We start from the raw sequence: 25,738 nt of genomic DNA on the forward strand, positions 1-25,738 counted from the left end.
TATACCAACTTTTGTTTGCCGGCAAGTGCAGACCTTCGCTGGTAAATAAACAGCCATGCACACAGATAACACCAACATCAGGGATGCCGCACCTAAAAACAGCGCTGCATCCCCGGGAAACTATGCGAACGTTAACGGACTAAAAATGTATTACGAAATACATGGTGAAGGGAAACCCCTGTTGCTTTTACCCGGCGCCCTTTCCGGTATCAGCACCGCATTTGGGAAATTAATTCCCTTGCTGGCAGCAACGCGACAGGTGATTGCCGTTGAATTCCAGGGCTATGGTCATACCGCGGATATCCCGGAGCGCCCGCTGTCCTATGAACAATTTGCGGACGACATTATTGCATTACTGGATGTGCTGAATATATCACAAACAGACATTTTCGGGTACAGTACAGGAGCCGGAGTGGCGTTGCAGATAGCCATCCGCCGGCCTGACTTTACCAGGAAACTGGTGCTGGCCTCCGCAAGCTATAACAGCAACGGACGACATCCCGACCTCAAAACCCTGTTTAATCCCGAAGTAATGATAGCCGCGCTGAAAGGAAGTCCGTATGAAGCGGAGTACTTAAACACCGCTCCCAGACCGGAAGACTGGCCCCGGCAGCTCGCTAAAGTAAGGGTGTTTGAAGAGAAAATACAGGACTGGCCGGAAGATCACATCCGTAATATTAAAGCTCCTGTTTTGATTATTGCCGGTGATGCAGATATTATTCAACCGGAGCATATTGTGGCGTTGTACCGGTTATTGGGTGGCGGCAGCCTGGGCGAATTTTCCATGCCTGCCTCGCAGCTGGCGATATTGCCTGGAACAAAGCACACCGCGTTAACACAACAAACAACATTGCTAATGGCCATGATTCCCGGCTTTCTTGATGAGATGATATTATAACGGAAGCCTTTTTAGTTTTTCACCATCTCTTTTGTTACTATCCTACTCCACAAATATTCCCCCAGGCATTACAAATATGGTTCGCCATCAGCCGAATATGTATCGCCCCTCCCTGAAACCCGCCCGCCCGCCTAATTTTAAGGCAGATTCTAAAAATCAATAACATGAAACAGTTAGAAAAATTGGTTACCAAAAAGGTAACATCTCCGGAAACTGTAAAGGGCGGAAGATTTGCTTTGGCTCTTGAAGCTTTTGTTGACGACCAGGAAAGAACCACGGAAAACTACGCTTCCTGGAATGGCCAGCATTATGTAACCGACACCCGGAATGACCCCAAGTAACCCCAAACGTAAACCTCTAAAAATTAAAAATCATGGACAAGTTGCAAAAACTGAATGCAAAGAAAGTAGAATCTCTGGAAACCATCAAAGGTGGTAAACTGGCAATGATTGCTGAACTGGAAGATAGCGGCGAAGGCGCGGGTACCACTGTTCACTCGCCTACACATTTTTCAGGCCCGGATGTTTACCTGTGCGACCACAAACGCGACAGATAATAAACATCTCCTCCCGTCATGGAATGACCGGAAACAACAGGACTGCCGGCAATTGCCGGCAGTCCTTACTACCAGAAACCAACTGTACAACATGTCTCAACAGATCCTCATATTAAGTCAGTCGCACCTGGAAGGTACCACTGATCATGTTTGCCAGTGGATGAATCATTTGCAGATACCCTACCTGCGGGTAAATGGGGAAGACCTCTTCCAGATGCAGCACCTGGGCGATCTGCCCTCCAATAGTCAAACAGGGGTTGTCTGGTACAGGAGAAAGATCAGCAGCTTCCCGGCAAAATACAGTCTTAAACAGGACGACTTTGCTACACAGTATACCCTGAAACGTTTCCTGATAGATGAATTCAATGGACTTCATGCTTTCCTGTTTTACACCATCGATCGGCAAAAATGGATGAATGACCCCATCTCAGAAGATAACCTCAATAAGTTGCATGTATTGGCCCTGGCCCGTCAACACGGGCTTAACACCCCTTTTACAGAAGTGGTCACCACCAAAGCTGTCATTATCCGCCTGCTGGAGCGCTGCCCCGAGCTGATTGTTAAACCTGTTAGTGAATGCATCCTTGTTGAAGATGCTGCCGGCGGGCAATACAAGATGCTCACCAAAACCATCAGCAAAGCCAATCTGCAGCAGGTGCCCGAAAAATTTTTCCCCTCCCTGGTACAGGAAAAAATTATCAAAAAGTTCGAAATCCGCACTTTTTACCTGGATGGAACATGCCATTCTATGGCTATTTTTTCCCAGGATAACCGGAACACCAAAGAAGACTTCCGGAATTATGACAACAAACGCCCCAACAGAACAGTGCCCTACAAATTGCCGGATGACCTGGAACTTAAGCTGGGCCAGCTGATGAAGGCGCTCGGCTTCCGCACAGGTTCCATTGACCTGATGGTAGACCTGCAGGGTAACTATCATTTCCTCGAAATAAACCCGGAAGGCCAGTTCGGCATGGTGTCTTATCCCTGCAACTATTACCTGGAAAAGAAAGTGGCACAATTGCTCAATAAAAGCATCCTCCATGAAAAAGAAATTTATTAGTAACCTGAAAGAGAAAAAAGGATTGCCGCTGTCATTGTATTTCCTGGAAAAAGATAAGCAGCAGCAAACAACACCCATCCTCAAATTTGAAAAAGCCCCGAAAATAAACTCCGAAGGATTCGAGCTTTTTAATTTTTATAAAGTGATATCCAAATTCTGACAATGGAATATTTTAATCTATACGCAAACTGCCAGCTCGTAAAAGGAGCCAATATGTCGCTGCTCTGCGATCTGCAGATGCGCAGATTTTATCATCTCCCTAACGATACCGCCGAAGTGATCACTTTTCTGCAACAACATGCTATAGAAGAATGCCTCGCGCACTACGGAGAAGATAACCGCGAGACTATTACCGGCTACATTGATTTCCTCATCAGCAGGGAGTTGGGATTTAAAGATCATCAGCTATTGCCCGGGCTAACGCCGCTGGATCTCAGCTGGGACCGGTACTCCCGTATTACCAATGTGATTATAGAGTATAATGAAGCCGTTAACTATAACGACACCTTTTTCCAACAGCTATTCGATCTCCATGTACAGGGACTGGAAATCAGGTTTTATCATACAATAGCGCCCGATAAAATCCGCGGATTGTTGGCAGGTTTCAATGGCACCACCCTGCGTTTCATCAAACTGGTACTGCCGTATAACGAAACGCTGGACTTACGAACGCTGGATAAACTCGTGAAACAATATCCACGCGTAAAGTCGCTGCTGATCCATTCTTCGCCGATTGATAAACAGGAAAAAATATTCGATGAGTCTGTACCGGTGGTTTTCTTCAGCAGGGAAATTAATTCCTGCATGGCTTGCGGTGAAATCCGTACGAATTATTTTACCTCAAATATGGAACTGTTCACCGAAAGCCAGCATTATAACACCTGCCTGAACCGGAAGCTGAGTATTGATACAAACGGATATATCAGGAATTGTCCTTCCATGAGAGAACATTTTGGTCATGTAACTACTACGGCTTTACAGGAAGTATTGAATAATGACGCATTTCACCGGTATGGAAAAATCCGTAAAGATGAGATAGCGGTTTGCAGGGATTGTGAGTTCAGACACGTATGCACCGATTGCAGGGCCTACGTAGAAGATCCACAGGATATTTATTCAAAACCGCTCAAATGCGGGTACAATCCATATACCAATACCTGGGACGAGTGGACGGAGAATCCACTGAAACAATCTGCCATTGCCTGGTATGGGTTGGAAGATATAGTAAAATAATATGAAGCTGAAAACATTCCCTTTTTACAGGCAGCCGGACGGGAAGGACTGTGGTCCTACCTGTATAAAGATCATTAGTAAACATTACGGCCGGCTGACAGATATCCAGCACATCCGCTCGCTGGCGGAAACTACGCGGGAGGGAAGTTCTTTGCTGGGATTGTCGACGGCTGCCGAGGCGCTGGGTTTTAAATCGTTGGCGGTAAAGATAGATTTTGTTACCCTGCTCGAAGATGCGCCCTTGCCCTGCATTTGCCACTGGGGGCAACAGCACTTCGTAGTTGTTTATAAGATGAAAAAGTTGGGTAGCGAAACATTCGTGTATGTTTCCGACCCTGCTTACGGGCTGATAAAATATACCAAGCAGGAGTTTATTGATGGCTGGATGGGCCGGGGAAAAAGCGAACAGGACGAAGAAGGTATTGCCCTGCTGCTGGACCCTTCTCCCGCATTTTTTGAAGCTGATTCAGAAACACCCCGAAGCAGAAAGGATTTTTCTTTCCTGTTCGGTTATTTTTTAAGATACAAAAAATTAGTGGCCCAACTAACCATTGGTCTGCTGGCGGGCAGCCTGTTGTCGCTTATTTTCCCTTTTCTTACACAGAGTATTGTAGACATCGGCATCCAGAACCATGATCTGAACTTTATCTACCTGGTATTGCTGGCGCAGGTCATGCTATTTGTTGGAAGAATGGGAATAGACATCATCCGCAGCTGGATTTTATTGCACCTTTCCAGCCGGATCAATATTTCCATTGTATCCGACTTCTTCATAAAACTCATGAAATTGCCGATCAGCTATTTTGATACGCGCATGACGGGTGATATTATGCAGCGGATCGCTGACCACCAACGGATAGAACACTTACTCACCAATTCTTCGCTGAGTACCCTTTTCTCCATGGTGAACCTCGTTATTTTCAGCGTGGTGCTGCTGTTATACGATTACCGGCTATTCCTGATCTACTTGCTGGGAGCCGGTTTGTCGGTGGCATGGATTTCTTTTTTTCTGAAGAAGAGAAAGGAGCTCGACTATAAGCGTTTTTCACAGGTAGCCCAGGAGCAGAGCAAGGTAATGGAACTGGTGAACGGGATGCAGGAAATCAAGATGCATAATGCAGAGAAACAGATGCGCTGGGGCTGGGAATTTATGCAGGTGAAATTATTCAAGATCCAGATCAGGGCGTTATCGCTGGAGCAATGGCAAACAGTAGGCTCGAATTTTATTAACCAGATGAAAGACATCTTCGTCAGCTTCCTCGCAGCCAAACTTGTGCTTGATGGTCATCTTACATTGGGGATGATGCTGGCGGTACAGTATATCATTGGCCAGCTGAATGGCCCGTTGCTGCAGCTGATGGAATTTATGAAACAAACACAGGATGCAAAAATATCACTGGAAAGACTGGGAGAAATCCATGATAAAGAAGATGAGGAGCGTAGTAATGAACAAACGGTGTCAGAAGTGCCGGAACAGGATATCGTGTTGAATGATGTATCCTTCCGCTATGTAGGCGCCGGCACGCCGGTATTTGAACACCTGAGCCTGCGCATACCGTACCGTAAAACTACCGCCATCGTAGGCGCCAGCGGCAGCGGAAAAACTACCCTGCTGAAACTGCTGATGAAATTTTATGAACCTGGTGAGGGAGACATTAAAATCGGACATGTGCAGTTACAGCATGTTTCACCACGATACTGGCGGGATCAGTGTGGCGTGGTAATGCAGGAGGGATATGTATTTAATGATACGATCGCGAAAAATATCGCAATAGGAGTAGATGACATTAACCGGCAACAACTCAGGAAAGCCGTAGATGTAGCCTGTATCAGGGAATTTGTGGAAAGCCTGCCACTGAGCTATAACTCAATTATCGGCAACGAAGGCATTGGTATCAGCGGCGGACAGAAGCAACGGATCTTCATTGCCAGGGCCGTATACAAATCACCGGAATATATATTTTTTGACGAGGCCACCAGTGCGCTGGATGCTAATACGGAAAAGGCAATCATGGGCAACCTGGAACAATTCCTGAAAGGCAAAACGGCTGTCATCATTGCACACCGCCTGTCGACCGTAAAAAATGCAGATAAAATAATTGTGCTCGATAAAGGAAAAGTAGTGGAAGAAGGAAGTCATGATGAACTGGTATCGCTCCGAAAAGAATATTACAGGTTGGTAAAAAATCAATTGGAACTTGGAAACTAAAAAAGATATACTAAGCACCATCCAGCTGCATTCGGAAGGAGTGCAGGATATCCTTACGCAACCGCCGAATTGGATGGTTCGCTGGGGTAATACAACCATATTTTTGATACTGGTGCTTATCCTGGTGATGAGCTGCTTAATAAAGTACCCCGAGTTTGTTCCTTCCACTGTTATCATTTCCTCCCGGAACCCGCCGGAAAAGCTGGAAGCCAGAACCAATACCAAAGTGGAGGAAATATTTGTGGAAGACCACCAGGCGGTTTCCCCAAAACAGGTGTTGATGGTGCTGCAATCCACCGCCGACTACCGCGATGTGATCCGGCTGAGGAACATTGTGGACTCACTGGGAAACAGCGGCGCAGAACATTTTCCGCTGAGCGAAGTATCGGCCTTCAAACTGGGCGAAATCCAGGCGGATTATAACGCTTTTGCCAAAGCGCTGACGGAAGAGCAACTTTATGCCAGGCTGCAGCCGTATGCACCGGATTACGCGGCGGCAGACCGAAGCCTGGCAGAGTCCCGCAGCAGGATACGTACCCTGCAGCAACAAAAAAGCCTGGAGCAAACAAAGTATGAGGTTTCCAAAAGAGAATACGACCGGTACCAGGAACTCTTTAAAGAAAAGGTGGTATCCGCATCAGAAATGAACCAGGAAAAGATAAAATTCCTGCAGGCCACGCAGAACCTGGAAAATATCAATATCACGATATCCCAACTGCAGGAAGGTATACTGGGTATTGAAAAGACCAGGAGCGGGGCCAGTATCAATGCCCAGAAAGATAAGATCAACCTGAACTCGCAAACAGGTCAGCTTTTTGAGCAATTGAGAAAATCACTCAATGCCTGGGAGCAAAATTACCTGCTTACCTCGGCGGCTGCAGGCGTGGTGAGCTTCCAGCAATTCCTGGGGAAGAACCAGTTTGTAAAGACCGGCGACATACTCTTATCCGTGATGCCGGATGATAAAGATATCCTCATTGGCCGGTTGCGGGTACCTGCTACCAATTCCGGCAAGGTGAAAGAAGGACAGAAGGTGTTGTTGAAGCTGGATAACTATCCCTACCAGGAATTTGGGATAGTAGAGGGGCGTGTAAAGAATATCGCTAATGCACCCGATAAGGATGGTAATTATTATGTCAACGTTATTCTCCCCAATGGCCTGCAAACATCTTTTCACAAAAATCTTCCCTTTGATAAAGAGCTAAAGGGCAATGCAGATATTGTTACGCAGGACCTGCGATTGATAGAAAGATTTTTTTTCCAGCTGAGGAAACTGCTACGGTTTGAGCAATAAAAAAGAACAGCCGGTGATGCCGGCTGTTCTCAACATTGAATCGGTATTATAATTTAACGCCGGAACCAGTTAATATCTATATAACCGCCTGTTGCCCCGCCTTTATTGAAATTAAATAAGGCAAACCGGTTGGCTGTCCAGTCAAGTCCCAGTGCCATTTTTAATTCGTTTCCGAGCGGCGTAAAATCTTTACCATTGGTACTATAGGCAAAAGTAGCTACGAAACCTTTTTCACTGACCATTGCTTTAAACCAGATCTTATTGTGTTTTATATGGGCTGTTGCTACCGTGCTGTCGCTTTGAGACATGACAATTCTTTTTTTGCCATGGGTTTGCTCCACCGCCAGGTAAGCATAAGGAACCTGGAATACGCCCAAACCCGCTACATCACCGTCTTTCATTCCACTGATGTCTATTTCGGCAGTTCCTTCGCTGTAAGGCCCTTCTACGCGCTGGGTTAACGTGTTGATGGCATTGTACAAGGTTGCCGCTTTACCTGCTTTTAACCGGAGATAGCCTGGACGTGCAGTCAGCGACCAGTTGCTGTTGTCGGGATTATGATTCCATTGCCATTGCAGCCCAAGTGTTGGAGCGTTAAATTCATCCGTGCTGGCGGGAACGGTAATAGGGGAGCTTACGCCAGCTACAGGTTTGGGATAGGTAGCGGCGCCGATCCCGTTTTTTCCCAGTATGGGCCAGCCATCTACCCAGGTAACCGGTTCCAGGTTAGGCACACGCCCGATAGGCCCGCGGTCCTGCATAATAATAAACCACCAGGAACCATCTTTTAACTGCACCATACCGCCCTGGTGTAAACCGTTGCCGGGATAGGTATGATCATCCTGCATGACTACTTTCGACTCATAAGGTCCGTATATACTATCTGAGCGTAAACAAACCTCGCGGCCCTGTGTGCCGCCGGTAGAGCCAAGGATATAATATTTGTTATTGACTTTATACATATGCGATCCTTCGAGATAAGGGTAATGCGGATTGTCGTAGATCTCGCGCTGTGGCACCTTTACAGACTTCGCATCGCTGTTTAACTCGGTAATGAAGAGTTTTTGCTGTCCATGGGCTACATACACTTTACCATTATCGTCAAAAAAGAGACCGGGATCATAGAGGTACTCCTTAAATATAGTTCTGGTCCATGGCCCATTGATATTTTTAGCGGTGCAAATGGAAAAATGCCCTTCCTTGTTTTTTCCCATCTTCGGCGTACAGAAGCCTGCATAGAAGGTGCTGTCGTGGTAGCGGATAGTGGCAGCCCAGGAGCCGCTCAGGTACATATCGCCGCCTTTCATATCATAGCGGGCGTCCTCATCGTATCTTGACACGGCATAACCAGCCATTTCCCAGTTTACCAGGTCAGTTGAAACAGCAATAGGGCAGCCTGGTACGTAATGCATACTGGTGGAAATGAAATAGAATTTATCGCCTACCCGGATGATGTCCGGATCAGGCCAATCGCCCCACATGAGCGGATTTTTAAACTGTCCGTTGCCTAAATCAGGTGTCCAGTTTTTGGTGGTTTGCGAAAAAACAGTATTGAGGTATAGCAAAAAAGTAAATAGCACTAAGATTCTTTTCATTGATCACTGTGTTTGATATTGTTTAAATAACGCCGTAATGGACGCCCTAAAATCATTGTCAACCGTAAAACTATAAAAAAAGCCTTACAGAATATCATGCTGTTAGGCCTTTTTAGGTTGGCCACTATTGTTGATGGTTACCTGGCAGCTTTGAAAACCAGGCTTTTTACATCTCCCGGTACATCATCCAGTTCGTCGGCCAGTAACATACCTGATTTTTCCAACACCTTTACAGATACGGTATTGGCGGGTCTTACCAAGGCCCATATTTCATTTTTGCTGAGGGTATTAAAGCCGAAGTCGATCGCATATCTTGCTAACTCTGTGGCATAGCCCTTACCCCAGTGATTTTTATCAAACCGGTATCCGAGATTAAGTTTCAGGTCGTTCCCGTATTTTTTATAACTTAATCCGCCAAAGCCAATGATGTTGGCAGGACTGTTTTTTAATTTAATAGTCCAGCTGCCAAAATCATGTTCCTGCCAGTGCAACAGGTTTTTGCTGAATATTTCCAGGGCATCGGCAAAGCTTTTAAGAGGACCGTTGGGATTGAATAAATTTGTATCCGGGTCGGAAAATATTTCAAAGTATCGTTCCACATCCGGTTGTTGCGGGGGAGCCAATATGAGTCTGTCTGTTTGCTGCGTCATGTAATAAAATTATCGAAAAGATTAATTATGGAGAAACAAATCGTCATTGATGGAAACAGGATCAACGACATCGCTTCCTTTTATCAGGAAATAAATCGTGTATTCATGAGCGGTGAGAACTGGAAAATTGGGGATAGTCTGGATGCCTTTAATGACCTGCTTTACGGCGGATTTGGAGTTATTAGCAGCAATGAGCCGGTGAAACTCGTATGGAAAAATATAGAAAGAAGCAGGCAGGTACTGGGATATGATGTCACCAAACATTATTACGAACAAAAATTGTCGCCGGAGTCACCTTTTAACAAAGCGCATTTCCGCGAAAAGCTGGAAGCATTGAATAAGGGTACCGGTCAAACCTATTTTGATATACTGATGGAGATTATTGCAGATCATCCTAACATTCATCTTTATCCGGCCAACTGATATTTGTCCGCTGATCCCCATAATCAGGCAGTGTAAAATACCCGGTTCCCGGTATTGTCAAGGGTTTTTAGCAGGCCTAACTTCGCTTTTATTAATTCATTTAATATAGAGAAAATGGAAACTACAAGAACCAAATGCTTTATTGTTAACCTATGTCTGGCAGCGATTGCCAGTTTGGTATTTACCGGGTGTGGTAGCAAGGATGACCCTAAGCCTGCAGGAAAAGGAAAAATAAACATGAAGTTTACTGTTACCGTACAAAATGCCGCTGCTGCTGGTCAGGTTGATTTCCAGGTAATGGCAGCAAATCATGACGCCAGTCAATATGGTGCGCCTGTATGGAAAATGAACGGCGTTACGCAGAACAATGAACAGGCGATCATCATAAGCAAAGGTAGCTTTACCGGAAGTACAAAAACATATGTATTTGAAACCGTTAAGGCGTTTGACTTTGGTAAATTAGGTGTGACTTGTTCTGCTGTTGATGGAGGTGTTGTAACGCTGAGCTATAAGGCCGAAGTAGATGGGAAGGTGGAAACCAGCGTGGAGAATGTTGCTGTTACTTCCGCCCAGATATATATCAAAGACTTTAGTTATGAGGGAAAATAGAACCAACCTCGCTTAGATGAAACGACGAATAAAAAAGAGCACCCGATGTTGGGTGCTCTTTTTTATTTGCTAAATCTTATCATTAGGCCAAATCAAACCTGTCAAGGTTCATCACTTTTGTCCAGGCTGCCACAAAGGCTTTTACAAATTTATCCTGTGCATCTGCGCTTCCGTATACTTCTGCTACGGCTCTCAGTTCTGAGTTAGAGCCAAACAGGAGATCTGCGCGGGTGCCGGTCCATTTGACAGCGCCGGTGGCGCGGTCGCTGCCTTCGTATATTTCTCTGTCGGCGGATACTGCTTTCCAGGCAGTGCGCATGTCGAGCAGGTTTACAAAGAAATCGTTGGTCAGTTGTCCGGGGCGTGTGGTAAAAACACCATGTTTCGAACCATCAAAATTGGTGTTCAGCACACGCATACCGCCTATCAGCACTGTTAACTCGGGCGCTGTGAGCGTGAGCAACTGGGCTTTATCAACCAGCAATTCTTCGGTGGATACCGGGAATTTTGATTTGCGGTAGTTGCGGAAACCATCGGCGGGCGGTTCCAGGAATCCTACCGATTCCACATCGGTCTGGTCCTGTGAAGCATCCATGCGGCCGGGTGTAAAAGGTACGGTAATGGCTTGCCCGGCGTCTTTGGCTGCTTTTTCAACACCGGCGCTGCCTGCCAGTACGATCAGGTCTGCCAGCGAAACTTTTTTACCATTTGACTGTGCCCCATTAAATTCTTTTTGAATTTTTTCCAGGGCATCCAGTACTTTTTGTAGTTGCGGCGGATTGTTTACCTGCCAGTATTTCTGCGGCGCCAAACGAATGCGCGCGCCGTTGGCGCCGCCGCGTTTGTCGGAACCGCGGAAAGTAGAAGCGGAGGCCCATGCGGTGGAAACCAGTTCGGATATGCTTAATCCTGCTGCCAGTACTTTCGCTTTCAGCGCGGCCACATCTTTTTCATCTACCAGTGTGTGATCTACTGCAGGAATAGGATCCTGCCAGAGCAGTTCTTCTGCGGGCACATCGGGACCCAGGTAACGGGCGCGGGGGCCCATATCGCGGTGGGTCAATTTAAACCACGCGCGGGCAAACGCATCTGCAAATTCATCCGGATGTTCAAGGAAGCGCCTGGATATTTTTTCGTAGGCAGGATCAAACCGGAGAGAGAGATCAGTTGTCAGCATAGTGGGCACATGCTTTTTTGACTTGTCGTACGCATCCGGAATGATGCCGTCAGCGTTTTTTGCTACCCACTGGTGGGCGCCGGCCGGGCTTTTAGACAGCTGCCATTCAAAGCCAAACAGGTTTTCAAAGAAGTTATTACTCCATTGTGTAGGCGTTTTCGTCCATATTACTTCGAGGCCGCTGGTAATGGTGTCCGCACCTTTACCGGAGCCATAGCTGTTGCTCCAGCCCAGGCCCTGCAGTTCCATATCGGATCCTTCCGGCTCCTTGCCTACGTGGGTGGCAGGCGCAGCGCCGTGTGTTTTACCAAAGCTGTGGCCGCCGGCTATCAGGGCTACGGTTTCTTCGTCGTTCATGGCCATGCGGCCAAAAGTGTCACGGATATCTTTTGCGGCAGCAATAGGATCAGGGTTACCATCAGGACCCTCGGGGTTCACATAGATGAGTCCCATCTGTACCGCTGCCAGCGGTTTTTCCAGGTTGCGGGCATGGATATCGCCGTCCGCATTTTCGTCTGATACCAATACGCCATGACGCTCTTCCACACCGGGAGAACCATGCGCGTAACGGATGTCGCCGCCCAGCCAGGTGGTTTCTGCACCCCAGTACACTGCTTCATCCGGCTCCCATACGTCTTCACGTCCACCTGCAAAACCAAATGTTTTAAAGCCCATTGATTCCAGTGCGACGTTCCCTGTAAGGATCAGCAAATCCGCCCATGAAATTTTGTTGCCGTATTTCTGCTTGATAGGCCAGAGCAAACGCCGGGCTTTATCAAGACTCACATTATCCGGCCAGCTGTTCAGCGGAGCAAAACGTTGCTGTCCTTCACCCGCGCCACCACGGCCATCACCCACACGATACGTACCTGCACTATGCCAGGCCATGCGGATAAACAACGGACCATAATGCCCGAAATCTGCCGGCCACCAGTCCTGCGAATCAGTCATCAGCGCATGGAGATCCTTTTTTACTGCTTCCAGGTCGAGGCTTTTGAAAGCTTCGGCATAGTTGAAATCTTCACCCATCGGGTTCGACAAGGACGAGTGCTGGCGAAGGATACTTAACTTTAAGTGATTAGGCCACCAGTCATGATTCCTGGTACCGCCGCCGCCAACGTTGTGTTTCATGCTCCCATTATGAAACGGGCATTTACTGATGTCGTTTAATTCTTTTTCCATTTTTATAAATTTTGGGTGTGGAATGAACACATGCTTGCACCTGGTATTTGTGCAGTTGAGTAAAGTTAGGATATTGAAGTAATAGCCACAATCAATTAATTTCTATCTTTAGATAGTTAAAATCTATTTGAACTTTACCGGCCTTACCATGATATAATATACTGAAAAGCCCGGGTTAAGAGAAAAAAAGTTTTGGCGAAAGTGTTAACTTTCATCCCGGGAAGACAAATCCGCTTCCCGGGCTTAATTCAAAACCATAACAGTAGAGATATGAACCCTCCCGATCATGTGCCCCTCATTAAAGGAGAAATAGCCGATTATTATTATGATAATACCGGTATTTTATTTTCCTATTCAAAAAGCATTCAGCGAACAGTAGAGAATATCTCGAACAATATTGCATTGGTGAAACAGATAACGGGGAACAAAAAAGTACCGCTGCTGATCTATCTTACCAACTCGCCGGTACCCGATAAGGAAACCAGGAGATTTTCTGCCGAACAACTTCCTCATGTATACACCGCCATGGCAATGGTATCGAAGCCCGGCCTGTCGAAATTGATCATGAATATCCTGTTTAAATTAAAAACGCCGCCTATTCCCATGAAGTCATTTACAAATGATACGGAAGCCAAAACCTGGCTACAGCAATACCTGTAAACAGGTAGTTTTAATACCCTGTTTGCGGGTAATCGAAGCTCGCTGGAAACCATTTACTTTTGATGATGAAACGCAATAATAATGGGTATATTGCGAGATGTGGCAGCGCAGCCGTCTGCGTATTTTATTTAACCTATATTAAACCAACATGATCATTCATCCTTTTAAACATTCCCGGATGCCGGGTATTGTTACAACACTGCTGCTCATGCTTACCACCGGGTGGTGTCATGCACAAACGGCACTAACTCCAGGCAAAATTCCTTTCGATACAAAGTTGCTCAAAAGCGGGAAATATGAAATGGGCTGTTTTGTGATGAATGGAGGCCGGCAAACGGAGTTCGGCTCCTTTATAATCGACATCGCCTTTAACAGCGATCAAAATTTATCTATCTATACCGTGTTAAATTTGTTCGGCTCAAATGAGCCACGCCTCGATACAACGGTGGCCGACGGAAATACCTTTAAACCCCTGTATCGTTCCTCCTTCAACAAAGAGTATGACCTCCAGCTGAACTACGACAAGGAAGTAACAGGTTATCATTTCGATAAGCAAAGCGGCAAAAAAAGTGTTATTAAAGATGCGGTGGATAATGCCTACCTGGATGGTTACTGTTATCCCTATCTACTTGGCATGCTTCCGCTCACAGCCGGATACAACGCCAGCATGCCGGTGTATGACTACAGACCGGAAAACACCGAGAATGTAAAAAATGCCGTCATTGAGGAAGTAACGACCAACAGGTATATCAGTAAGCTGACCGGTGAACATAAAGTTTGGCAGGTCACCGTGTATGAAGAGGCTACAGGCGATAAGTACCAGTATTACCTCGATAAAGATACCCGCCGCATGTGGAAAGTGGATATCTTTTCGAAAGCAGGACAACATCTTGTGATGGTAGACAAAGAAATTGATTTTAATCCCATCAAAAGCCCATTCGATAAGGTAGCTACCATGAAACTGATAAAGTCCGGCAGCGCTGCCATCAGCGGGCAGGCCTATGCAAAAGACAACGAGAATGAAGGCCTCCTCAGTAATATTGCGGTGGTTAACATAAATAAAAAACAATACGCCCCGGAAGGCACTTCCATCGTATTAATCCCGTATACCGCTTTTTTCAAAGAATGGATAAAGCTGAACGAGTCGTCCAGGAAAAAAGGAAGATCAATTCCGCTCCCGCAGGACGCCGCCGACTGTATTAAAGTGGTTACGGTGTATGACGACAAAGGTCATTTTGAATTCGTAAACCTGATGCCCGGTGATTACCTGGTGTATACAGAATTCGGATACAGGCACACTACCAGGCGAACTGAAGTAACAGGCTATACCGATACTTATATAAATGGGCTGTACCAGGGCACATCCACCAATACCACCAGCAGAAGCTATAGCGGTAATGCTGGCGCCAGTATTAAGAAAGTTGTAACAATCGAAAAGGAAGGTGAACAAGTGGAGATAAAATTAAAAAAGACCTTATAATATCATCATATGCTGCCGGCCCCGCCAAGGGGCCGGATAACCCCCGGATCACAGTTCCAATCCACCCGCTATCGCCGGAATTACACCCTCATAGTACGTTTATAATTCTTTTTTCAGAAATTTATGCAATCGTTTGCATTTTAAAATAAATTACCTAACTTAGGTATCGGTCAGCATAAAACTGATGATGATAATGTTGCGCAATAGCGACATTGCCGGCTATGTACTGTATTGTTCCCTGTAAGCATTTCAAAACGTTTGTAAATAAACTTTTTCAACCAAAATCACCCTATAAATCAACTAACATGAACCCGAAAAATTGCCCTTTATTATCCACGTTGCGGATACGCCGCATCATGTCAAAAACTATCTTATCTGTACTATGTCTTGCCGCATCAGCAAGCCTTTCAGCTGCCACTATCAACGTTTCCTCTTTATCCGCCCTGCAAACAGCGATTAATAATGCAGTGGCAGGCGATACCATCGTGCTGGCCAACGGCGTGTATACCGCATCTTCAAACATCACCGTCAGCAAGCAGGGAACTGCTGCCAGCCCCATTACCATCACCGCGCAAACAATTGGTGGCGCCGAAATAAAAGGAACCGGGGGATTTAGTATCGTAAGTCCTGCGAAATATATTATTATCAGGGGATTCAAATTCACCCATAATGCCTCTCTGGCTACCATGGCCAGCGGCACCAGCTTTTGCCGCTGGACCTGTAACGTATTCCAGACACCAGGGGCAGGGGAGAACCTCTTATTAAACGGGAATGATCACGAAGTGGATCACAATACATTTCAGCATAAAAATGCGCTCGGACGCTTTATTGCCGTGCGTGGCAGCGGCAGCCAGATTGCACAGCGACTGAAAATCCATCATAACTACTTCGTAGACCAGCTGCCGCAAACCGGTAACGGCGCAGAAACGCTACAGTTCGGACTAAGCGGCTACAGTCTTTCTTCTTCCAACAGTACCATCGAGTACAATCTTTTTGAAGATTGCGCCGGCGAATCAGAGCTGATATCTGTTAAATCATCTGCCGTTACCATCCGTTATAATACCATCCGCAATTGCCCGGCGCAGTTTACATTGCGCCACGGTAACCACTGTACGGTGTATGGCAACTATTTCATCAATACACCCGGCATCCGAATCTTCGGAGATGACCACAACATTTTCAGCAACCATTTTGAAAATTGCAGCCCTGCTATCAATATCGGCAACGGCGACGGAGAAGTAGCAGATGGCGCCGCACTCACCGTACACGATCGCCCCGACCGCACGCTTATTGCTTATAATACCCTCGTAAACAATACTACCAATATTGTACAGAACGGCCGCACCAACGGATTGGGTGCTACTACGCAAACCGTAGTCAATAATATTATCCAGGGCGGCGGCCCTGCAGCCGCCATTGCAGGCCCTTACACCGGTGGCATATGGTCCGGAAACATCCTTTATAATACCAATGGCGATGGCGATATGCCAGCCGGTGGATACATCACCGTGAATCCACTGCTGGCAAGAGATACAACGGGCACCTTCCATCTGCAACCGGGAAGCCCGGCCATCAACGCAGGCACCGGTACTTATGCTGCCGTTACAACAGATATGGACGGACAACCAAGACCTTCACCGCTCGATAAAGGCGCTGATGAAGTTGCTGCTGCACCGGTGATTGCCCGTATCCTCACACCCGCTATGGTAGGACCTTTGGCCGACGATCTCACGCCTGTATGCCAACCCGTTATTGCCAGCGCAGATGATGGCAATGTACCGGCCAATGTACTGGACGGAAATCTCAACACCCGCTGGTCTGCCAATGGCAACGGCCAATGGATCCAGTTTTGTCTCGACGATACACTGGCGGTATCGGGTGTGCAAATCGCATTCCTCAACGGTAACACACGTACTTCTACCTTTGATGTGCTGGTAGGAAACGATACCCTGCATTGGACTACCGCCGCCACAGGAAAGGTAAGCAGCGGCACTTCCCTTAACCTGGAAACATTTTCCTTTCCCGCCAAAACGGGAAGACTGGTACGAATAGTAGGGCACGGTAACAGCGTTAATACCTGGAATAGTTATACCGAAGTGCGCATACAAACCGGCAACCAGCTTGCCGTCCGCAAAATGAATGTAGCTCCCGCAGCTGCTGCTCCCGATCCGTTTTCATTAAACAGTTATCCCAATCCATTTAACGACCATGCTACCATTAACTTCTACCTGAAAAAACCGGGTGTGGTTAATCTTACTGTATATGATATAAATGGTAAACAGGTAAAAGTACTGGTAAACGCGCGACTGGAAGCAGGTTCGCACAATATCCCGTTCGATGCCGGTGTTCATCCTTCAGGCACCTATCTGTTGTCACTTCATCATAACGGAAAAGTTAGCGTGAAGAAAGTACAGAAATTATAACCAGCCAGCTTTTAACAGGGAGCAATGAGCCTGGCTTGTTGCTCCCCGTTTGTATAATACCATCGCCGGATCATCTTCTTATACCCGATGGAATAGCTTTTAACGGCCTGGTCACGGAAATACCGAAGCCTTCAGCCCCAGCACAAATTTTGTCCGCTCGGCGGGCGCGCCGGTAGCCACGCCGCTGACCAGGGCGTAATGCGTTACACCATCCCCGGATACCTGTATGCTTTCAATGGTTTTAACCGCGCCGTTAATATTCCCGCCAAACCACAACGGGTTGCCCTTCTGCTTCCAGGTAATGAGCCGGTAAACGGCGCCTGCCACCATATTGCTATCACCCCTGGCGGCTTTCAGGGCTTCCGCATTACCATACAATGTTGAGATGGTTTGCTGCCGGTTGTTAAAAAAGGAGGTGATCACTGATACGCCCGGCTCCTGGTAAATTGTTTCCGGCGCCAGTGTGGGTTGTTTTGCCGGGTGACATGCGGCCGCCAGGAGAGACAGCGCGATAAATGATAAAACTTTTCTCTTCATGGCAGATTATTTTTTAGTAGGAATATCAAATACAAAACCATTGTCGGCAGCCAGGCGGTGACAGCTGGCGCAGGTTTGGCTAAACATCGGTGTTTTACCGTAAGGAGCCAGCGCAGTACCATTGAACCTGGCGTAGCCCCAACCTCCGGTGTCCTTAAATTTTTTGTCATCTCTGAACATGAGCTGCACGTTGTTAAAATCTCCCGTAAGAATGTTGCCGTCCTGGTCCGCGGGTTGCTGGTTCCACACCACCTTGGCGATGATGGCGCCATTGGGCCATGGGCGGATCTTGCCCTGCTGTATAGCTTTCACGGCGATATCGTTGCCATAGATCACCCGCATGGTGCCATTGTCGAACCGGTTGGTGGTGCTGATCACTTTCCAGTTTTTATAATCCGGCGTATAGGCTATCCCGTTAGGCGCCACCGGTAACGTGCCCGGTGTAGCCGGTTTAGCAGCCGCCCGGGTAGCAGCCGCGGGTTTCGGGCTGGCCACTGCCAGCACATAGTTTTTTAATATCCTGGTATCGGCAGCGCTGATCCTGGCCGATGAGTGAACGGCGGTATACGCCGCCAGCGGCATCCTGCCTTGCTCCACGATATTTTCAATATACCAGCGCATGCCCTGTTGGTCCGCTGCGGGTAAACTATCCCACTGTGAAAAATTCAGCCGGCTTCTTGCTGCTTTTACATCAGCAGCTACCAGCCAGGAGATGGGCGCAATTTTGTGGTACCAGGCCACCCTGGTTTCATTGGAGTGGCAGTCGTAACAGGCCCGTTTAAGGATGGCCGTTACCGAATCCGGACCGTTGAACGCCCCGGTTATCGGCGGGTGTTGAATAGTAGGGCTGCTGAACTGCAAACTGATCATCAGTACCACAACAATCACGGTGATAATGGTTGTTTTGCTGGCTTTTTTTAGTGAGATGGATCCCATAGCATGTCTTTTTTTTCAAAACTACCGGCCGGTGTGCGCAGGGCAAAGCAATGATTGCTCAACACGGCAGATGAGGTGTTGAAGTAGACATTTCGGCGCCCCAATTGCCATCCTCCTGTTGGGTATGCTCATGCTGGTAACTGAACAACCGGGATGGCTGCTCCATGGGCGAATTTGTCTTATTGAGGTACTTCCTGCTGGTTTGCCCGGCATATCGTAAATACTTTTGGGAGAAATAATCGCATCCATCATTCTTTTATTAAAACAACAGCATATGTACTCACTGAAAGCAGTTATTACTTCTATTAGCCTGGCGGGTGTTTTGGCCCTGACAGCGGCATTTATCAGTTCATATAACGGGCCTGCCATGAAAGCACTGCAATCGCCGGCAAATGATAAAGGCTTTGCCGTAGTGGAGCTCTTTACCTCCGAGGGATGCTCCAGTTGTCCGCCTGCCGACGAGCTGCTGCAACGGCTGGAAAAAGAGAATAAGAAAGGGCAGCTGTACCTGCTGGCATTCCACGTAGACTACTGGGATCACCAGGGTTGGAAAGACCGGTTCAGCGATCATGCATTTTCATTAAGACAACAGCAGTATGCAGACTGGCTGCATTTGCGCACCGTATACACTCCGCAGGTGGTGGTAAATGGCGCCAGTGAATGTATTGGCTCCGATGAGGGCGCGGTGGTAAGGACTATTGCAGGGGCGCTGGAGCATTCAGCCACAGATTCCTTAACACTTAACGGCAGCATAAACGGGCGGGAGGCGAAGGTGACGTTTCAGGCAACGGCAGCGGAAAAAGACGCCGTGGTAGTGCTGGCATTGGTACAGCAATCCGCCCAAAGCCGCGTGCGGGCAGGTGAAAATGAGGGACGGGAATTATCGCATGTGCAAATAGTACGGGGACTGAAAACGGTGCGCCTGGAAGGAAACAGCGACCACGCGGTAAGCATACCCCTGCCTAAAGGAGCAGATCAGCAAAACTGGGAACTCATCGGCTTTGTGCAGCATACCTCCGGCGGGCGGATTACAGCGGCGGCAAGATACCCGCTTAGCGCCGGGGCCACAATTCCCACAGTCCGGAATGACTAACTCAGGGTCCATTTCGTCCGGTTAACGCATAAAGGGATTGTCCGGCCATAGCCGCAGTCCTACTTTTGATCAAACAAATTTAAATATCAGCATCATGGAAAAAAATGTCATCAGCGAAACAGCAGCAAGCGTGATTAACGTTATTGAAGATACTACGGCAACCGCTGTCGAAAAGGTTTTGTATACAGGTACCGTGCATACCACCGGAGGGCGTGATGGCGCCGCCGCCAGCACCGATGGCCGTTTGGATATAGGACTGTCGTCTCCCGGATCAGCAGGTTCCGGTACCAACCCGGAACAGCTGTTTGCCGCCGGCTGGTCGGCCTGCTTTATCGGCGCCATGGGCATCGCAGCGGGTAAAATGAAGGTAACATTACCGGCAGATCTGTTCGTAAATGCATCGGTAGACCTGGGCGCCGCTGCCAGTGGTTATTTGCTGCAGGCACGCCTGGATGTGAGCTTACCCGGTTTCAGCCAGGAAACTGCCCTGGTCATTATAAAAGCCGCACACCAAACCTGTCCGTATTCCAAAGCCACCCGTGGCAATATCCACGTCACCATTAACCTGGTGTAAAATGAGGGGTATCTGAACAAGGCCGCCGCGTTGTTGGTGTGGCGGCCTTTACGCCCGGGAGGAAGCGTACAATTACAAAAAATCCTGACGTATATTTAACTTTTATATCAGGGCCGCCCCTGATTTCATTATTTTAACAGCCGCTTGACCACACAGATGAGTAATAAGAAAGCATTCAAGGTTTCCACCAAAATAATATGGATTAGTTCCTTACTCCTGGGTATACTTACCTCGGTGCCAAAAATTGCGGAGCATCATTTCCATCCTTATGAGGCATTCGTGAATGCGCTGATCACGTTTTTATTCGCCATCTTCATATGGTATTATAATATTCTTACTTTTCCCGCCTATTCTTCCCGTGATGTGGCGAATGGTTTTTCCATTTTCCGGCTGATCAAGAGCCTGGTAGTGGGTATTATCGTAATGTTTGTGCTGGCTTGTTTCCAGCAGTTCCTGTTATCGCACCTGGAATTTGGCCCGGTAATGCTGATGGTGGAAATGCGCGGTATCCTGGTCAATCTTAGCTTTTACCTCTTTATTCACCTGTTGTACCAGAGCTATCAGAACCAGCAGGTGGGTGTAGAACTGGAACGCACCAAAATGGATAACCTCGGCGCGCAGTACGAATTACTGAAGCAACAGGTAAATCCGCATTTTCTATTCAACAGTTTAAATACGCTGAAGTACATGGTGGAAAGCAAGGATGTCCATGCCGTGGATTTCATCCTGAAACTGTCCGACTTTTACCGCTTCACCCTCGAAAGCCGGAAGCTGGACCTGATCAGGCTTTCGGAAGAACTGGATATTCTCCGCGCATATATGTTCCTGCTAAAAGCCCGCTTTGAGAGCGGTATCGATCTGGCTGTTGACATCCATCCGGAGCACCATACCTCGCTGGTACCGCCATTTACATTACAGCTGCTGATCGAAAACTGTATCAAGCATAACGTGGTATCGCTTGATCATCCGTTGAAAATAAGGTTGTATTCTGAAGGGAATTTCCTGGTAGTAGAGAATCAGATTCGGCCCAAAAGAACACCGGAATCATCTACCGGAATGGGACTGGAGAATATCAACCAGCGTTATATTCATTTGTTGCACGAAAAGATTGTAATCGAAGCAGGAGAGCAGTTATTTAAAATAAAATTGCCCATTATTCATGAACATCATCATAATTGAAGACGAAATCAAAGCGGCAAAATCATTGGAGAACCTGATCGCCGAAGTACGCCCGGGTGCTGCAGTACTGGCGAAGTTACAAAGTATAGAGGGCGCAGTGGAATATTTTTCACAACATGCTTCGCCCGACCTGGTTTTCATGGACGTGCAATTATCCGACGGCGTATGCTTTGAGATATTTAAAGCCGTAAATATTACCTGCCCGGTGGTTTTTTGTACGGCCTATGGAGAGTATGCCATGGAAGCCATCAAGGCTAACGGTATCGACTATCTGCTAAAGCCTTTTTCGAAAGATGATTTAAAAGAAGCTTTTGAAAAAGTAGATAACCTGAAGAATTTTTTCCAGCAGCATAAAACGCCCGACCTGGAAGGATTATTGAAAAGGGTAGGACTGAGCGAAGGAAAGAAAAGTTTCCTGGTATTTAAACACAACAAATACACTACGGTACAAACAGAGCAGGTGGCCTTTATTTATATTCATAATGGCATCGCCACTATCCGAACTTTTAAGGAAGAAGAATATACTATTTCCCAATCGCTCGATCAGGCGCAGGAGCTGCTGGCCACTCAGCAGTTTTTCAGGATCAATCGCCAATACCTGGTGAACTTCAGCGCCATTAAAGAGGTAGAACATTATTTTGCGAGGAAACTGCTGGTTAAGCTGGTGATTCCCAGCCCGGAGAAATTGCTGATCAGGAAAGAAAAGGCCAGCATGTTCCTGGAATGGCTGGAGAATAGGTAGGGCGAAATTTTTTTGACGTACATTACAAGCAAGTAAAACGAAAAATGGAAAAGGAGTTAGATAAACAAATACTGATCAGTGCCACTACAGCAATAGTCTGGAAATCCATCACCGATGTGGCGCTCATGGCCGGCTGGATGGGAGACCCCTCTATGAACCTGGAAATTAATACCAGCTGGGAAGTAGGCGCTCCCATTCGCATAAGGGGTAAACATCATGCCCTGTTTGAAAATAAAGGAACAGTACTGGAGTACTTGCCGGAGCATACCATGAGCTATGACTATTTAAGTTCCCTGTCCCGGTTGCCCGATGAAAAAATAAATTACACCACGTTACAGTTTGTACTGACACCACAGGGCACACAAACCTTACTCTCGTTAAAGATTACCGGTTTCCCCACAGAGGTAATATACCATCACCTTAATTTTTACTGGAACGGTACTTTGGCGGTACTGAAAAGAACGATAGAAGACCGGTTGGGATGATCTGTACCATTTCCGGGATGTCTCAAAAAAGAAGCTGAAAAAATTTGCGCAACCAATTAGTTGCGTATATTTGTGCCGGACAAATTACCGGGTCAATGAGAAGAGATGCATTTCAGGCAATTGCCGATCCAACCAGGAGGGCCATTATATTATTGATAGCGGTTCAGGCGATGACGCCAAATGCTATCGCCGAGCATTTTGATATTACGCGTCAGGCGGTGTCCAAGCATCTGCGCATATTGACCGAATGCCAGCTCGTAAAACAGGAGCAGTCCGGCAGGGAGATCTATTATGAGCTGGATGGTACCAAAATGCAGGAGATTGATAAATGGATTGCGCAGCTGAAGAATATCTGGGAGCACCGATTTAATGAACTTGACAAAGTATTATTAACCATACAAAATCAAAAAAAATGAGTTACAATTTAGCATTTGATTTTTCTGTGGATAAGGAAAACAAAACCATCCGGGTAACCAGGGAATTTGCAGCAACACTGCCTTTAGTATGGGACGCCTATACGAAAAGCGACATCCTGGATCGATGGTGGGCGCCAAAACCCTGGAGAGCAAAAACCAAAACGATGGACTTCCGCAATGGTGGCCGCTGGCATTATGCGATGGTAGGACCGGAGGGAGAAGAACATTGGGCGCTGGCTGAATACCTGGACATCCAGGTACATAAAACATTCGCTCTGCTCGACGCTTTTGCGGATGCAGATGGTAACACGAATAAAGATTTGCCACAATCAAAATGGGTAGTTACCTTTATAGACAAAGGGGCTGTAACACTGGTAGAAAGTGTTATCACCTATGCAGACCTGGCACAGTTGGAAGCAACCATCAAGATGGGCTTCAAGGAAGGACTGGCCATGGCCATGGAAAACCTGGACGAACTGTTTGCTGCATCAAAGTAATAATAACCAAAATCATTATTGTCGCTGTAAATAAGCCACTGACAACCGAAATCCATATTCCAAAAAAATAAAAGTATGAAAAGTAAAATCCTCTTTGTAGTTAGTCTTCTTTTTGGCTTGATGTTCATTAATGCGGGGCTGAATAAATTTTTCAATTACATGCCGGTCCCGAAAGACATGCCCGAAAGCCTGATAAAGGCCATGACAGCCATGATGCAGATAGGCTGGCTGATGCCGTTAGTTGGAGTAGCGGAGATTGTTGGTGGCATACTTTTCATTCCCGGCAAAACCCGCGCACTTGGCGCCCTCGTTATTTTACCGGTGATGGTAGGTGTAGTTTTGACAAATATATTTATTGCGCCGTCTGGCCTGCCGATCGCGTTGGTGATGTTCGCCATTAATATCTGGGCGATCATCGATAACCGCGAAAAGTATTTGCCGATGGTCAGATAAAATATTGTGAATTCAAATCAATCTTATTATGGCGCCGGGTTTTCCGGCGCCATTTTTCTAATCAACCATGCGCCATCAACCGTGCCAAAAGGTTAGGAAAATCAACCCCATCCACTCAACTCGAATTCCGCACAATCAACTCCGTCTTCAGCACCCGGATAATACTCTTCCAGTCACTCACATCCCGGCTCATCTGGTCAATAAGCAGCTGTGCTGCGGTGCCGCCGATTTCTTTCACCGGCTGCGATACCGTGGTTAGCGACGGATGAATAAGGCCCGCGGCAAAGTCGTTGCTAAACCCTACTACCGCAATATCTTCCGGTACCTGCAAGCCTCTTTTCTTCACCACCTGTATGATCTCTATCGCGGTAGGATCGTTGATCGCAAAAATAGCATCCGGAGGATGTGGCAGGTTTAGCAAGTGGTTCACATAAATATGTACCTTATCAAGATTCAGGTCGTAGGGAATCACCAGTTCTTCATCCAGCTCAATATTGTTTTTTCTTAAAGCGGCTTTGTAGCCGTTCAGTCGTTTCTCACTGATCTTCAACGACGGAGGACCCGATAAATGTGCAATCCTTTTCCTGCCTCTTTCCACCAGGTGATTCACAGCCCGGAAGGCGCCGTCGTAATCATCTACAATCACTTTGGGTACATCCATTTCATCACATACACGGTTAAAAAATACGATGGGAATACCCTTCCGCTGGAATATCTTTAAGTGGTCGAAGTTCTTTGTCTCCTTTGTAATGGACACCAGCACGCCATCTACCTGGTTAGCCAGCATCACTTTGGTGTTGGCAACCTCTGTTTCATAGGTTTCATTGGACTGACAGATCACCGTGTTGTAACCTGCCTTGCTGGCCACTTCCTGCGCGCCTATCGTTATATTGGGAAAATAGGAGCTGGTGAATTCCGGTACAATAATGCCTATCGTATTTGTTTTCCGGGTAACCAGGCTAATTGCGAGCATATTACGCTGGTAGTCCAGCTTTTCAGCCAGTTCCAGCACCGCCTGCCTGGTAGCCGCGTTAACGCTGGGATGCCCGGTGAGGGCACGTGATACGGTTGATTTAGAAAGATTAAGCGCTTTGGCAATATCAATAATCGTGATCTGATGTCGCTTCATGACCGTTCTTTTTTGTAAAGAAACATAATATTATCAAAAATGGGAACATTCCCAATTTATGGGAATGTTCCCATTCGTAAAATGATCATTTTTTTATTCATCGGGTAACAGTTAGTTATAATCTTTGAACCCAATAAATTCTCACGATATGAAAGAACTGTTGCTCACAACCTCTTTTGTGCCAGCTATGCCTGTACCTGTCACGCTACACCAACCAATTACGGTACACCGGTTACATGACGACA

The 25,738-nt window shown here is 46.9% G+C and carries 27 protein-coding genes; 21 read left to right on the forward strand and 6 right to left on the reverse strand.

The window, feature by feature from the left end:
- Positions 1–55: 55 nt before the first annotated feature.
- From KE626_RS23765 to KE626_RS23800, 8 genes are all read left to right on the forward strand, one after another.
- A complete protein-coding gene (locus tag KE626_RS23765) occupies positions 56–898 on the forward strand; it encodes an alpha/beta fold hydrolase (protein ID WP_211975504.1) in 843 nt (280 codons plus the stop codon).
- 164 nt (positions 899–1,062) lie between these two features.
- Positions 1,063–1,239, forward strand: coding sequence for a hypothetical protein (locus KE626_RS23770; protein ID WP_211975505.1), 177 nt, complete (start codon positions 1,063–1,065; stop codon positions 1,237–1,239).
- A 32-nt stretch (positions 1,240–1,271) separates the two neighbouring features.
- Positions 1,272–1,454: a hypothetical protein gene (locus KE626_RS23775; RefSeq protein WP_211975506.1), complete on the forward strand. Its 183-nt coding sequence runs from the start codon at positions 1,272–1,274 to the stop codon at positions 1,452–1,454.
- Positions 1,455–1,545: 91 nt separating this feature from the next.
- Positions 1,546–2,517 carry a grasp-with-spasm system ATP-grasp peptide maturase gene (gene gwsG, locus KE626_RS23780; protein WP_211975507.1) on the forward strand — a complete coding sequence of 324 codons (972 nt, stop codon included), beginning with the start codon at positions 1,546–1,548 and terminating at the stop codon, positions 2,515–2,517.
- Positions 2,498–2,677 carry a hypothetical protein gene (locus KE626_RS23785; RefSeq protein ID WP_211975508.1) on the forward strand — a complete coding sequence of 60 codons (180 nt, stop codon included), beginning with the start codon at positions 2,498–2,500 and terminating at the stop codon, positions 2,675–2,677. The genes gwsG and KE626_RS23785 overlap by 20 nt, the downstream gene beginning before the upstream one ends.
- Before the next feature lie 2 nt (positions 2,678–2,679).
- On the forward strand, positions 2,680–3,750 hold the full coding sequence (gene gwsS / locus KE626_RS23790; protein WP_211975509.1) for a grasp-with-spasm system SPASM domain peptide maturase: 1,071 nt from the start codon (positions 2,680–2,682) through the stop codon (positions 3,748–3,750).
- A gap of 1 nt (position 3,751) precedes the next feature.
- On the forward strand, positions 3,752–5,959 hold the full coding sequence (locus KE626_RS23795; RefSeq protein ID WP_211975510.1) for a peptidase domain-containing ABC transporter: 2,208 nt from the start codon (positions 3,752–3,754) through the stop codon (positions 5,957–5,959).
- Complete coding sequence (locus KE626_RS23800; protein ID WP_211975511.1) at positions 5,949–7,253, forward strand: HlyD family secretion protein; 1,305 nt, start codon at positions 5,949–5,951, stop codon at positions 7,251–7,253. Before KE626_RS23795 ends, KE626_RS23800 begins: the two co-directional genes overlap by 11 nt.
- A gap of 53 nt (positions 7,254–7,306) precedes the next feature.
- On the opposite strand, the gene KE626_RS23805 is transcribed toward KE626_RS23800, so the two are convergent.
- Positions 7,307–8,848: a glycoside hydrolase family 43 protein gene (locus tag KE626_RS23805; RefSeq protein WP_211975512.1), complete on the reverse strand. Its 1,542-nt coding sequence runs from the start codon at positions 8,846–8,848 to the stop codon at positions 7,307–7,309.
- 137 nt (positions 8,849–8,985) lie between these two features.
- Positions 8,986–9,498, reverse strand: a complete 513-nt coding sequence (locus tag KE626_RS23810) for a GNAT family N-acetyltransferase (protein WP_211975513.1) — start codon at positions 9,496–9,498, stop codon at positions 8,986–8,988.
- A gap of 27 nt (positions 9,499–9,525) precedes the next feature.
- On the opposite strand from KE626_RS23810, the gene KE626_RS23815 reads away from it, so the two are divergent.
- The gene (locus KE626_RS23815) at positions 9,526–9,921 is read left to right on the forward strand and encodes a barstar family protein (RefSeq protein ID WP_211975514.1); all 396 of its coding nucleotides are present in this window, start codon (positions 9,526–9,528) and stop codon (positions 9,919–9,921) included.
- A gap of 114 nt (positions 9,922–10,035) precedes the next feature.
- Positions 10,036–10,530, forward strand: a complete 495-nt coding sequence (locus tag KE626_RS23820) for a hypothetical protein (RefSeq protein ID WP_211975515.1) — start codon at positions 10,036–10,038, stop codon at positions 10,528–10,530.
- An 82-nt stretch (positions 10,531–10,612) separates the two neighbouring features.
- Here KE626_RS23820 and katG read toward each other — a convergent pair whose 3' ends face one another.
- The gene (gene katG / locus KE626_RS23825; protein WP_211975516.1) at positions 10,613–12,889 is read right to left on the reverse strand and encodes a catalase/peroxidase HPI; all 2,277 of its coding nucleotides are present in this window, start codon (positions 12,887–12,889) and stop codon (positions 10,613–10,615) included.
- Between the two features lie 270 nt (positions 12,890–13,159).
- On the opposite strand from katG, the gene KE626_RS23830 reads away from it, so the two are divergent.
- The 3 genes from KE626_RS23830 to KE626_RS23840 all read left to right on the forward strand — a co-directional run bounded on the left by KE626_RS23830 (position 13,160) and on the right by KE626_RS23840 (position 17,452).
- Complete coding sequence (locus tag KE626_RS23830) at positions 13,160–13,549, forward strand: DUF7793 family protein (RefSeq protein WP_211975517.1); 390 nt, start codon at positions 13,160–13,162, stop codon at positions 13,547–13,549.
- 148 nt (positions 13,550–13,697) lie between these two features.
- Positions 13,698–15,029, forward strand: coding sequence for a DUF3108 domain-containing protein (locus KE626_RS23835; RefSeq protein ID WP_211975518.1), 1,332 nt, complete (start codon positions 13,698–13,700; stop codon positions 15,027–15,029).
- A 356-nt stretch (positions 15,030–15,385) separates the two neighbouring features.
- On the forward strand, positions 15,386–17,452 hold the full coding sequence (locus KE626_RS23840; protein WP_211975519.1) for a chondroitinase-B domain-containing protein: 2,067 nt from the start codon (positions 15,386–15,388) through the stop codon (positions 17,450–17,452).
- 111 nt (positions 17,453–17,563) lie between these two features.
- Here the strand turns inward: KE626_RS23840 and KE626_RS23845 are convergent, their stop codons facing one another.
- Both KE626_RS23845 and KE626_RS23850 read right to left on the reverse strand, forming a co-directional pair.
- On the reverse strand, positions 17,564–17,989 hold the full coding sequence (locus KE626_RS23845) for a hypothetical protein (RefSeq protein WP_211975520.1): 426 nt from the start codon (positions 17,987–17,989) through the stop codon (positions 17,564–17,566).
- A 6-nt stretch (positions 17,990–17,995) separates the two neighbouring features.
- Entirely contained in the window at positions 17,996–18,925 is a 930-nt protein-coding gene (locus tag KE626_RS23850) for a heme-binding domain-containing protein (protein ID WP_211975521.1), read from the reverse strand.
- A gap of 274 nt (positions 18,926–19,199) precedes the next feature.
- Here KE626_RS23850 and KE626_RS23855 point away from each other — a divergent pair, with 274 nt between their 5' ends.
- The 8 genes from KE626_RS23855 (at position 19,200) to KE626_RS23890 (ending at position 24,364) form a co-directional block, all read left to right on the forward strand.
- The gene (locus KE626_RS23855; protein WP_211975522.1) at positions 19,200–20,018 is read left to right on the forward strand and encodes a DUF1223 domain-containing protein; all 819 of its coding nucleotides are present in this window, start codon (positions 19,200–19,202) and stop codon (positions 20,016–20,018) included.
- A 94-nt stretch (positions 20,019–20,112) separates the two neighbouring features.
- Positions 20,113–20,592 (forward strand): organic hydroperoxide resistance protein, encoded by a 480-nt coding sequence (locus KE626_RS23860; RefSeq protein ID WP_211975523.1) that lies wholly within the window; start codon positions 20,113–20,115, stop codon positions 20,590–20,592.
- 156 nt (positions 20,593–20,748) lie between these two features.
- Entirely contained in the window at positions 20,749–21,771 is a 1,023-nt protein-coding gene (locus KE626_RS23865) for a sensor histidine kinase (protein ID WP_211975524.1), read from the forward strand.
- Positions 21,752–22,513: a LytR/AlgR family response regulator transcription factor gene (locus tag KE626_RS23870; RefSeq protein ID WP_211975525.1), complete on the forward strand. Its 762-nt coding sequence runs from the start codon at positions 21,752–21,754 to the stop codon at positions 22,511–22,513. The genes KE626_RS23865 and KE626_RS23870 overlap by 20 nt, the downstream gene beginning before the upstream one ends.
- Before the next feature lie 44 nt (positions 22,514–22,557).
- Entirely contained in the window at positions 22,558–22,998 is a 441-nt protein-coding gene (locus KE626_RS23875; RefSeq protein ID WP_211975526.1) for an SRPBCC family protein, read from the forward strand.
- 95 nt (positions 22,999–23,093) lie between these two features.
- The gene (locus KE626_RS23880) at positions 23,094–23,414 is read left to right on the forward strand and encodes an ArsR/SmtB family transcription factor (protein ID WP_211975527.1); all 321 of its coding nucleotides are present in this window, start codon (positions 23,094–23,096) and stop codon (positions 23,412–23,414) included.
- The gene (locus KE626_RS23885) at positions 23,411–23,911 is read left to right on the forward strand and encodes an SRPBCC family protein (RefSeq protein WP_211975528.1); all 501 of its coding nucleotides are present in this window, start codon (positions 23,411–23,413) and stop codon (positions 23,909–23,911) included. Before KE626_RS23880 ends, KE626_RS23885 begins: the two co-directional genes overlap by 4 nt.
- 75 nt (positions 23,912–23,986) lie before the next feature.
- Positions 23,987–24,364, forward strand: coding sequence for a DoxX family protein (locus tag KE626_RS23890; RefSeq protein ID WP_211975529.1), 378 nt, complete (start codon positions 23,987–23,989; stop codon positions 24,362–24,364).
- Between the two features lie 115 nt (positions 24,365–24,479).
- Here KE626_RS23890 and KE626_RS23895 read toward each other — a convergent pair whose 3' ends face one another.
- Positions 24,480–25,493, reverse strand: coding sequence for a LacI family DNA-binding transcriptional regulator (locus KE626_RS23895; protein WP_211975530.1), 1,014 nt, complete (start codon positions 25,491–25,493; stop codon positions 24,480–24,482).
- Positions 25,494–25,738: the final 245 nt, after the last annotated feature.

This window comes from Chitinophaga hostae (assembly GCF_018224885.1).
In the GTDB taxonomy this organism is placed as follows: domain Bacteria; phylum Bacteroidota; class Bacteroidia; order Chitinophagales; family Chitinophagaceae; genus Chitinophaga; species Chitinophaga hostae.